The organism is Pectobacterium artocarpous, assembly GCF_046159765.1.
Lineage (GTDB): Bacteria > Pseudomonadota > Gammaproteobacteria > Enterobacterales > Enterobacteriaceae > Pectobacterium.
On sequence record NZ_JBJXVK010000011.1, the window covers coordinates 90,799 to 101,699 of the forward strand.

A 10,901-nucleotide genomic window follows, 5' to 3' on the forward strand; every position below is an offset into this window, starting at 1 on the left:
GATTGAGAAAAACTATACCGAGATTATCACTGCATACACTGAAATTATGATTGTGCCGTCGGTGTGGTCGCGTTATCGTTCTTACTCGTACCGGACAGCTCAGCCTCCAGTTTCTTCTCATCCAGTTCGCGGCAGTATTTCGCTACCACGATGGTCGCAACGCCGTTACCAATCAGGTTGGTCAGCGCACGGGCTTCGGACATGAAACGGTCAATACCCAGAATCAGCGCCAGACCAGCAACAGGCAGATGGCCCACGGCAGACAGCGTTGCCGCCAGCACGATGAATCCACTTCCCGTCACGCCCGCTGCGCCTTTAGAGGACAGCAGCAGCACCACCAGCAAAGTAATCTGGTGCCAAATGTCCATGTGGCTGTTAGTCGCCTGAGCGATAAATACCGCCGCCATCGTCAGGTAGATGGAAGTACCGTCAAGGTTGAACGAGTAACCGGTAGGAATAACCAGACCGACGACAGATTTCTTACAACCGACCTTCTCCATCTTCTCCAGCATACGTGGCAGAACGGATTCAGAAGAGGACGTCCCCAGTACGATCAGCAGTTCTTCACGGATGTAGCGAATGAATTTGAAGATACTGAAGCCCGTCGCTTTGGCAATACTACCCAGCACCAGGAAGATGAACAGAACACAGGTGATGTAGAAACAGGCAATCAGCTGTCCCAGTTGCACCAGCGTACCGACACCATATTTACCGATGGTGAAAGCCATTGCACCAAATGCACCCAATGGAGCCAGTTTCATGATCATGTTAATGACGCCGAAAATGACCTTGGAGAAGCTGTCGATCACATCAAAAATCACTTTGCCTTTTGGCCCTAGGCGGTGCAGCGCAAAGCCAAACATCACAGCAAACAACAGAACCTGCAAGATATTGCCGCTAGCAAATGCTCCGACTACACTCGCCGGAATCACGTCCATCAAGAACGGGATCAGTCCCTGTTGCGAAGCCTGTTGGGTATAAACCGCCACCGCAGACGCATCAAGCGTACTTGGATCGATGTTCATGCCCGCGCCAGGCTGCACGATGTTGACCACGAGCAGGCCGATAATCAGCGCGATCGTACTCACAATTTCAAAATACAGCAGGGCGGCCGCACCAGTACGACCGACCGACTTCATGCTTTCCATCCCTGCAATACCGGTGACGACCGTACAGAAGATCACCGGCGCAATAATCATTTTAATTAATTTAACAAACCCATCGCCCAGCGGCTTCATTTGCTCACCAAGCTGAGGGTAGAAATGCCCCAGCAGTATCCCTATCGTAATAGCGGCAAGAACCTGAAAATAAAGACTTTTTAAAATTGATGTTTTCATACATACGTCCTATGGTGGGGAAAACACAGGAGGGAAATAGGGTACGAAAATGCCTCCTGTGATTGCGCCGGAAAGTAACATTGCAATAACAAGCTGAGAATGTTTTATAAGTTTAGTTTGTGAACGACAGGTTAAAAACAAGAGCTGAATCACGTCAGCAAGAATGATAAAGAAACATTAATGCAATTTACTTGTAACAGATGCACATTTTCACAGCAGAAAATTTCCCTCAAAAAGCCCTCAAATCCCCGTCATATGGGAAAGCGAGTTTTCAGGAAACATCGCTACAAAAGTAACATTTACGTTACCTGTAAATATTTCCGGCACATTCTGCAAGGCTCCGAACTGTCATTGTTTCGCAGAGATTCAGGACACCCAGTGGACAGCTATTGGTTGTTTCTTTTGCTGTTGCGCTGGTCATAAGCCGCACGAGATTGCTCGATCACTTCCAGACTCTGTTCTGCCCAGACCCACACGCCGCAAAACGCCGCACCCAGGCCAAGGCCCAAATCGGTCAGTTGGTACTCTACTTTCGGCGGCACCACCGGGTAGACAGTGCGAATCACCAGCCCCTCACGCTCCATTTCGCGCAGCGTTTGGGTCAGCATTTTCTGGCTGATGCCGGTGACTTTGTCAGCCAACTGAGTAAAGCGCAACGTGCCATATTCGGCCAGTACATCGAGGATGATCATCGTCCATTTGTCGGCCACTCGCGCGATCACTTCATTTACCAATGCCTGTACACGCGGGTCCGGTGGTTGCTCTGCGGCCAGTTTGGCTTGCACTTGCGCGTGTTTGACGAAATCGATACTCATACGTGTTCCTCTGTGCACGGTGTGGCTGTCGTTCACTCTTACATTTCTTACCAAGAGGTTTGTATAGCACTTTTTAGTGCCTTCTTTCCAAAAGAGAGTATAGGAATTAACCTCTGTCTCGTCTATCGCTAACCGATGGCAAGCCCTATGACCAGATACAAATAACAGGGCCAGCGATGGTTTGCTGTCATGTGGCAATACAGCGTCCATCCTCCCCTCGCTCTCAAAGGAAGAACGATTATGCAGACCACAGAAAACACCATCCTGATTACCGGTGGCGGATCCGGCATTGGCCGTGAACTCGCGCGGCGTTTGCACGCGCTGGGCAACACGGTCATCGTCACCGGCCGCCGTCTCGACGCGCTACAAGCAACCATTACAGGCCAAGCCAACATGCATGCGCTGGCGTTGGATATCGATGATCCACAGGCCATCACGGCATTTACCCAGCAGGTGTTGGTACAGTTCCCAGCGCTCAATGTGTTGATAAATAACGCTGGGATCATGCGCTATGAAGATCTGAGTACACACAGTGACCTGCAAGATGCCGAGGCGCAAATCACCACCAATCTGCTCGGCACTATCCGCATGACCAATGCGTTAGTTGACCATCTCAAGAAACAGACCAACGCGGTGGTCATGACCGTGTCATCCGGGCTGGCGTTTGTGCCGCGCACCGATGCGGCGGTATATAGCGCCAGCAAAGCCGCGGTACATGTCTACAGCCAATGCTTGCGCCAACAGTTGGCTGGTCAGGTGGACGTGATCGAATTGGTGCCGCCTGCCATCCAGACTGAGCTCACGCCGGGCCAATCCAGTCGCGATGGTTATATGCCGCTGAACGCCTTCATCGATGAAGTGATGACGTTGTTCTGCGCGCACCCCACACCGAGCGAGATCGTGGTGGAACGTGCCCGCCTGCAACGTCTGGCCGAGTGTGAAGGTCGCTTTGAGCAGGTCTTCGAACGTATCAACGCACATGCCGCTCAACAGCACCGCTAAACCATCCACTGCAAGGCAATGACATTCGTTTCCCTTGGTTTTATCAATCCCATAATGGAGCGCAACATGTCTCACAAAGAACTCACTCCGCATGACGTAACAAGCCTGACCAGTGCCGCTCAGACCCGTCGCAATCTACTGTACGCCGCCGCTTTGGCCGCGCCTGCCGCGCTGCTCGCAGGTGTCACGACGGCGACAGCCGCCACGCTCGCATCGTCTGATGTCAACCATGCTAAAACGGCGTTGGTGACAGGATCGTCGCGTGGCATCGGCGCAGCTATCGCCCGGCGGCTGGCGCAAGATGGCTATGCAGTAACCATCAACTACCTGAACAATCGAGATCTCGCACAGCAAGTCGTGCGCGAGATCACTCGCACCGGAGGCAAAGCCATTTATGTGCAGGCCGATGTTAGCGATCCCGACGCAATACAGCGTCTGTTTGATGCCCATCAAGAGGCGTTCGGGCCACTGAACGTCGTGGTGGCCAACGCGGGGATTCAGCGGTTAGGTGCATTTGCACACATAAGCGATGCCGACTACAACCGGGTGATCGATGTCAACATGAAAGGCTGTTTTCACACCCTACGCGAGGCCTCGCGGCGCGTGGTGGATGGCGGGCGCATTATGGCTCTGTCCTCAGGCACAGTGACTATGCGTCCCCCCACTTACGGGCCTTATGCCGCGAGCAAGGCGGCGGTGGATGTCTTTGTGAACATACTGGCTAAAGAGTTGGCTGGCAGGATGATCTCCGTTAATGCCATAGCACCCGGCACGACCAATACCCCGCTGTTCACTGATGGCAAAACGGCTGAGCAAATCGCGGGTTTTGCCCGGCAGACACCACATCAACGCCTTGGCGAACCGCAAGATATTGCCCAAGTAGCCTCGATTCTGGCTGGCGAACAAGGTGCGTGGATCAGTGGCCAAGTCGTCAATGCCAATGGCGGTTTGGTGTAAGTCGCGCTGCGCCTCTGCGCAAGTCGGCACCCACAGAGATCGCATCGCAGGCGCCACGCGTTGCTTAATTTCTCACGCCCTTGAGACTATTTTCTCACACCCTTGAAACTATGAGGAACCGCCATGAAAAAGCACATGCCCCCTATCCCCTCCGAGCTTGAACATGCCAATCGTTCGCGTCGCAATCTGCTGTGCGCCGCCGCCTTAGCGGCGCCTGCCGCACTGTTGATGGCCGCGGGTAGCGCAACGGCGGCAACCGGTACCGCGGGTGCCACCGCGAATGGCGCCTCTAAACCAGCCACTGGCAAAGTGGCGCTGATCACGGGCTCTTCGCGTGGTATTGGTGCCGCAACAGCCAAGCAACTGGCCGCCGACGGCTACAGCGTAACCGTCAATTATCTGACCAATCAGGCGCTGGCCGAGGCGATAGTGGCACAGATCACCCAATCGGGCGGTAAGGCGATCAGCGTACAGGCTGATGTTAGCGAGACAGAGGCGGTACGCCGCTTGTTTGCGGCCACCCAACAAGCCTTTGGCGGCATTGATGTGGTGGTCAGTAATGCAGGTATAATGCGTCTGTCACCGTTTGGGTTGATGCGCGACGCCGACATTGATCGCATGATCGCGGTGAACATCAAAGGTAGCTTCAACGTGCTGCGTGAGGCGGCCCAACAGGTGCGCGATGGTGGCAGGATCATCACGTTGTCTTCCAGCATAACCAAACTACGCAGCCCTACCTATGGCCCATATGCCGCGTCCAAAGCCGCGCAGGAGCTTTATGCCAACATACTGGCCAAAGAGCTAGAAGGCCGCAACATTTCGGTCAATGCCGTCGCGCCAGGCTTAGTGAACACGACCTTGTTCACCGACGGTAAAACACCAGAACAAATCGCCGGTTTCGCCCAGCGAACCCCACACAAGCGTTTGGGTGAGCCGGAAGATATTGCGCAGGTGATCTCGGCGTTGTGTAGCAATGACGGCGGGTGGGTCAATGGCCAAACTGTGTTTGCCAACGGCGGCATCATTTAAAGGCTGCGTCGCCAGCAGGTTCTGCTGGCGCAACGGGCTGTCATATCCCCCCGACGAAGGGAGTGACAACTCAATGACGAGGAGACGCCCACAACGCGACTGAAAAGCGGCACTGGCGGTATCCGGCACATCGCTGCGCCTCTGCCACGAGTTTCCCGCAAGCGACGTGGGACACACCGCTAACCAACTGCCGCGCAAATAATGTCGGGCACTATGTCACGGGGGTTTGGGACTTAACGCCCTTATCCCGTCGCGCCATCTGCATAGCAAAACGCGCCTGTGCCAGAAGCAGCGCTGCGTCATCTGGTCGAGGCTCGGCAATCGTGAGAATACCCACACTGACCGCTCGTGCAGGCTGAGAATCCGCAGATAAAAAGGGTGAGTTGATCGCCAGCATGATGTTTTGCGCCCAGAGCTGTGCTTGTGCGGCAGACTCCAGCGTTTTCCCGATAATGGCGAACTCATCACAATCCAGGTGCGCCAGATAAATAGATCCCGACTCGTTTTGTTCTTCAATCACCGTGATGAACTGCTTAGCCAACGTAGCCATATCGCTCTGCGGGCAGGCAGAGGAATCAAGCCCGAACACCAGCAGACTGAACGGTGTGGCATCGGCAAGACGCTGTTCGAGCCGTCGTATAAAATGTGCTTTATCCGGCAGCCCCACGCCTTCGGCTCCAACAGACAGCGATTGCTCCAGCAGTTGTTGATTGCGGTTATAGCTGCGCACCAGCGCGCCCAGCTCATCATCCTGATGCCAGGGCGGCAGCGTGAGCTGACGGTGAAGTATGACATCTGGCGGTAAATTCTGTAACTCGACAATAATTCCACGCAGCGGGTGTATCAGCAGCCGATTAATACACCAGGTAATGGCGATCGACATGATCAACGCCAACAGCAGATACGTCGCCAACATGGTTGAAAACGTACTGACGATAAATTGGTACATCCGGTAGGAATCCGCCTGCAAAACCAAATGCGCCAGCGGCGCTGAATATTGCGTCTGCGGCGGGGAATAGAGCGGAATGGAAATGCGGATCGGCAGCTTAAAGACCCGTGCAATCCAGTCTGGCACCGGACGTTCTTTTGGGAAATTCGCATGCAGCGTCTGGAAATCATCCGGCAGCAACACATCTGCCCGGCTAAGAAAGGCAACCGGTAATAAACTATCAAGAATATTGCCAGCCCGCTGAACTTCCCCTTGCAGCACCGCATCCGTCAGCGGTTGGCGTACAGAATGCGCGATGCTCTCCAGTTGCCTGGCATAATCTTCACGGCGCTGATGCACGAAGTGAAAGAGCTGTATGACGATAAACAGGCTGATCGTCACCAGTGCCACGGCTGACACGGCTGTCATCTGTTTAATCGTTAATGAACGTCTGAGCCGCAAGCGCTTTCTCCGTCAACCTTTATGCAGACCTGAATACCTGACCCACCAGATAAAAACAGGTGAGGAATAGACAACGCGAAAAACGCGCACGCGTTACACACGGATACGCGCGGCAAATAGTATAAGGCAGCTTATCGCCGCCTCAACGCTGTTTTCTGCTGATGTTCGGGGGATTTCATCTTAATCCTAGGCAACGCTCGGCAACAGCGGTAACGCGGCCTCAGAATAGGGGATATCCCTTGTATAAGCCAGCGCAGCTATTCAAGTGCAAACCGAGAGGAACCGATGATGTCAGGAGCATAATCGGGCAGACGCTTCGCCTGCCCGACGCGTGATGCGATGACGTTACTGCGGATAAGGTACCCAGTCTCCACCGTTCAGACGAATATAGGGTTTTCCCTGATATTGCATCACGATAGCGTTCTCATTTTCCGAGATCGCTTCCGTTTGCGGCAGCGCGCTCGTCAGCGTTTGCCAGTCGACAGCAGGTGCGTTAAACACTTTACCGTCAACCAGTCGCGCCACTAGCTCCGAAATCGCTAAATAGCTGCTCGGTGTCGTAATTTCCAGCGCGTCACCCTGATGTGGAGCCTGTAGACCAAACAGTTTCACGCCGACAGGAATATGCGTAATGCTCGGACTGGGAATATCACGTAGTCCAGGCATTTGCATCTTATCGCCGGCCAATGCCGCGCCATGCTCTGGTACCACAATCACCATCACTTTACGACCAGATTTTTGCAGCACGTCAAAAAAAGCGTCCAGTTGGTCAAACAGCATCTTCGCACGTGGCGCATAGTCCGCCGACTGGTTGGTGCCGACAAAGCGATTGCCGTCATGCAGCGGAATCAGGTTAAAGAAGGTCGCGCTACGCGTGGTCGTCGCTTTATCACGCTCGCCCAACCAGCGATTTAACAGCTCCAGATCGTTATAAATCGGCTCGCCGTCGAACGAGGTAATCTGGTGGCTGATGCCCTCCTGCGACAGCATTGGGATCTGAATATCGCCCTCTTCACGCACCTCACGCAGGTAATTGCCAAAGACACCGGAGTGATCGAGCATCAACTGCTCTTCAAAGCCCAGTTTCACCAAATTACTGAACAGGTAACACTGCTGGTTCACTGGCTGATACAAATCGGTATGGGACTGTTGGCCGCAGCTTGCGCGCAGCAGGCGAATTGACGCAGGCCCACTATAAGCAGTGGCGGAATTAAACTGACGGAACAGGATGTCGAATTTCTTCCACAGCGGATGATTGTCCAACTGTGCGACGTCCAGATCTGACCACGACAGAGAGCAAATATTAATAATCAGCAGGTCAAAAGGCTGGGCATCCAGCGGCAGCGTGGCAGGGAACGTCGTGGTTCGCGCTTTTTCTCGCGTATAGAACTGGTTCAGATAAGCCGTTAGGTTCGCGTTCGTTGGCGGTAAGGTCGCTTCGGGCAACGCGGCACCGCCACTCGTTGGAGAAGCGGCCGACGACGAGGAGTTCGTTGTCGATGCTGCGGGCATCAGTGAAACGGCAGGTCCCGCCAGATTGACGATGTTTAACCATGCCAGCGCTGCCACGGTAAACACCGTAATACGAATCCACTGCGCGAAGAACAGGTAAGCCACGCTAATGACCACCGCCGCCCCCACCATTTGCCAGTTAATGAAGCGATTTACCAGTTCCAGCAAATAGGTCGTGCTGAAGCCAGCAACCTGCGTTCCCTGGCTGAGAATGCTATTGATGCCCGGTAGCCAGGTATCGTGATAGAACAGCCCGATACCGAGCGGAATAGCGATAATATGCCGCCAGCGGTGCAGCGTGACATTGGGGATGGGGAACAGCAGAAACGCCAGAAAGACCAGATTAAGCAGCGGATGAAAATTCAGGTAGCCAAACCATAGCAGGGCAAATTTCAGCAAAAAATACACATTCCAGGCACCGAGTCCACGCCAGTAGCGCCATATGTTCTGCTGTTTTTGCGTATGGTTTTTTTGCGTACGTGTTCTTTCGTCCATTTTATTTTTTAGTCTCTGCTGAAGTCGGCTTGGTTGAGATCGTCTTTGTTGAAGAAGGGTTACGCATCCAGACACTCGCAGGCTTCAGATAACGCGGCGACAGCAGCCTGTTTTTCCAGTCCTGAAACCAATTGGGAATCACACGATGCGCCAGATAGCCAAGCGTAAAGAAAATGACCGCACTCAATAACACCAGTTGAACGATATCAATCAGGTTCATGACGGTTCTCCCGGTGCGCAAGCCAGTACGCCAGGTTCTCGTAAATCAGGGGGGAGTAAATCAATCGCAATAGGTTCACGCCGCGGCATCTGGCTGCGTGGCGCAGATTCAGCCGGCTGCAATTGAGCATAATCGTTACTCTGCTGTTCCTGACCCCGCGTATCGTTCTGCTCCAACGATTTGATTTCCGCCAGAATCTGTAAATCTTGTGACCAGACAATTCGATTACTGAACACTTCCTCCACCGGCAGACGTAAGATGGATTTCAACGCGATATCCAGCTCATTCAAACGGCAATTGGATAGGAACAAAAACAGGCGCCCCTGTGCGATCGTGACGACATCACCAAAGCGGCGCAGCGAGCACAGCGTCAATACCTGCGCGGCCCGCACGCCCGGCACGGGACGCAATGCGACCAGCAGGCCTTTGCTGCCTTCCGGCATAATCGTGCTATCCATCAACATTTGCACAGACTGCCGAAAGGCCTCAGGAGGCTGGTAGCCCTTAATCTGTAGCGGCCGCATGGTGGTCAGCAAGACTTCGACATCGACAGGAACATGCCGGGTAAAACGCTGCCCCTGCACGCTTTCAATCCGCGTCAAAAAACGGGATAGCGGCTCAGAATGGGAGACAATGATATTCGCGCCACATGCCAATAGCAGATGCTCGTCGCTGGCACGCAGGCAAGGCTTCATTTCGCGCACCACAATCTTCAGCAATTCACCACGCTGCCGCCGCAGGCTATGAACCTGTTTGACGAGCGTATCTACCTGACTGGTTTGGTTGAGCGCAAAAACGAGAGTGGCCGCATTAGTCAGCATGCCGGTTTGTACCAACATGACGTTATCGTCCAGCAGTTGCCAGTTTTCTGACAGCGCAGGCGCCCCTTCCATCACGCTCTTTTCCATCAGAAAGAGCCCATCGTCATTCAGAGACGGCATGAGGGCGGGCGCCTCTTCCGTCAGCATTTGCCACCCGTCATTACCGGGTTGCAGCATCTGTACCTGATTAGCCCGAATCCCTCTTTCCGTTGCCCACCACGACACCAGATACTGAGCACGATCCTGTTGCCATTGCAGACTGGCTAAACCATAAAGCCCGCGATGCTGGGAAATCAGCATATTCCTCAAGCGGGTAACACCGCTGCTGTGGCCGATCACCACCAGCGTACACTGGCGCTGGTGTAACCATGCTGCCGTGTCATCGACCCAACGCTGTAGTCCTTCCGGCGAGATATCCCGCCACAAACTGGCTGGCGCATAAAGCACTAACAGACGATTTTTCGGGCGTAATGCGCGCATTAAATCATTGGTTAAATTTAGTAACGCGGCTTTATTTTCCGGCAAAAAATAGCAAAATAATTGTTTTGTTTTATTTGTGGTTGTTTCGTCAGCAAACAATGCCGTCAATAGTGGATCAGACCTTTCTCCACAGCCTATTAACGCCCGTTTCGCGTCATTATTTTGGCTGTACATGACCTGCTGACAAAATAATGCAGCATCAATCTGGCGATCAATATTCACCCAATAAAAGCCAGCCTGCTGGAGCGTAGCCAGCTCATCCCAAAGGTCACGAATACCTAATGAAAAGTTCTGCTTCATAGACTGATTTCTTTTCCGTTAATGGCGGAAGGACGCCAATCAAAATAAACTCTAGCAGCCCGCAGAGGGATCACAACTGCCCGTTATGAATTATTCCTGACCGTTGATAAATCACCCGTGACTATTTTCCCCACTACACATTGCAATCGTGAATTCATTGCTATAGTTAATTTGCACACCTGACTGCATTATTAAAAAACAGCAGAGACGTGAGCATTCACCAGCCTGACTGTCCGTTATGGGTGCAATAAAAGAATCACTACATCTGCCACTCAGATGTGTCCCTTTATCGCTCTCAATGATAACGGATAGCCTATTTCAGAGGCATGGGATGAATAACGAACCGACTCGTAGAGATGCCAGCGCACGCGCCGATTTAACCGAAAATGCAAGAGCCGATGACGACCTACACGTTCTCAGTCAGGCCTTTTCTTTACCTGAAATAAACTATATCGATATCGCCCGTCAGGCACGACTGAGCCAGATGATGGCTCGCTGGCCGCTGCTGGATGAATTAAAAGAACCGACCGGGAGCGACTGACG

General features: G+C 53.1%; 10 protein-coding genes. 4 read left to right on the plus strand and 6 right to left on the minus strand.

Annotated elements, in window-relative coordinates; translation table 11 throughout:
* Positions 1 to 44: 44 nt before the first annotated feature.
* Together ACKQAD_RS09260 and ACKQAD_RS09265 are read right to left on the minus strand one after the other, a co-directional pair.
* Positions 45 to 1,337 carry a dicarboxylate/amino acid:cation symporter gene (locus tag ACKQAD_RS09260; protein ID WP_409159886.1) on the minus strand — a complete coding sequence of 431 codons (1,293 nt, stop codon included), beginning with the start codon at positions 1,335 to 1,337 and terminating at the stop codon, positions 45 to 47.
* A gap of 386 nt (positions 1,338 to 1,723) precedes the next feature.
* The gene (locus tag ACKQAD_RS09265; protein WP_409159887.1) at positions 1,724 to 2,152 is read right to left on the minus strand and encodes a winged helix-turn-helix transcriptional regulator; all 429 of its coding nucleotides are present in this window, start codon (positions 2,150 to 2,152) and stop codon (positions 1,724 to 1,726) included.
* Positions 2,153 to 2,392: 240 nt separating this feature from the next.
* Here ACKQAD_RS09265 and ACKQAD_RS09270 point away from each other — a divergent pair, with 240 nt between their 5' ends.
* The 3 genes from ACKQAD_RS09270 (at position 2,393) to ACKQAD_RS09280 (ending at position 5,140) form a co-directional block, all read left to right on the plus strand.
* Positions 2,393 to 3,154: an SDR family oxidoreductase gene (locus ACKQAD_RS09270; RefSeq protein ID WP_409159888.1), complete on the plus strand. Its 762-nt coding sequence runs from the start codon at positions 2,393 to 2,395 to the stop codon at positions 3,152 to 3,154.
* Between the two features lie 66 nt (positions 3,155 to 3,220).
* A complete protein-coding gene (locus tag ACKQAD_RS09275) occupies positions 3,221 to 4,111 on the plus strand; it encodes an SDR family oxidoreductase (protein ID WP_409159889.1) in 891 nt (296 codons plus the stop codon).
* A gap of 123 nt (positions 4,112 to 4,234) precedes the next feature.
* On the plus strand, positions 4,235 to 5,140 hold the full coding sequence (locus tag ACKQAD_RS09280) for an SDR family oxidoreductase (RefSeq protein WP_409159890.1): 906 nt from the start codon (positions 4,235 to 4,237) through the stop codon (positions 5,138 to 5,140).
* Positions 5,141 to 5,351: 211 nt separating this feature from the next.
* Here the strand turns inward: ACKQAD_RS09280 and ACKQAD_RS09285 are convergent, their stop codons facing one another.
* From ACKQAD_RS09285 to bcsE, 4 genes are all read right to left on the minus strand, one after another.
* Positions 5,352 to 6,497, minus strand: coding sequence for an adenylate/guanylate cyclase domain-containing protein (locus ACKQAD_RS09285; RefSeq protein WP_409159891.1), 1,146 nt, complete (start codon positions 6,495 to 6,497; stop codon positions 5,352 to 5,354).
* A gap of 378 nt (positions 6,498 to 6,875) precedes the next feature.
* Positions 6,876 to 8,537 (minus strand): cellulose biosynthesis protein BcsG, encoded by a 1,662-nt coding sequence (gene bcsG, locus ACKQAD_RS09290; RefSeq protein ID WP_409159892.1) that lies wholly within the window; start codon positions 8,535 to 8,537, stop codon positions 6,876 to 6,878.
* 1 nt (position 8,538) lies between these two features.
* Positions 8,539 to 8,757: a cellulose biosynthesis protein BcsF gene (gene bcsF, locus ACKQAD_RS09295; RefSeq protein WP_409159893.1), complete on the minus strand. Its 219-nt coding sequence runs from the start codon at positions 8,755 to 8,757 to the stop codon at positions 8,539 to 8,541.
* The gene (bcsE, locus tag ACKQAD_RS09300) at positions 8,754 to 10,358 is read right to left on the minus strand and encodes a cellulose biosynthesis protein BcsE (RefSeq protein WP_409159894.1); all 1,605 of its coding nucleotides are present in this window, start codon (positions 10,356 to 10,358) and stop codon (positions 8,754 to 8,756) included. The genes bcsF and bcsE overlap by 4 nt, the downstream gene beginning before the upstream one ends.
* 331 nt (positions 10,359 to 10,689) lie before the next feature.
* On the opposite strand from bcsE, the gene bcsR reads away from it, so the two are divergent.
* Positions 10,690 to 10,899: a cellulose biosynthesis protein BcsR gene (gene bcsR / locus ACKQAD_RS09305; protein WP_409159895.1), complete on the plus strand. Its 210-nt coding sequence runs from the start codon at positions 10,690 to 10,692 to the stop codon at positions 10,897 to 10,899.
* Positions 10,900 to 10,901: the final 2 nt, after the last annotated feature.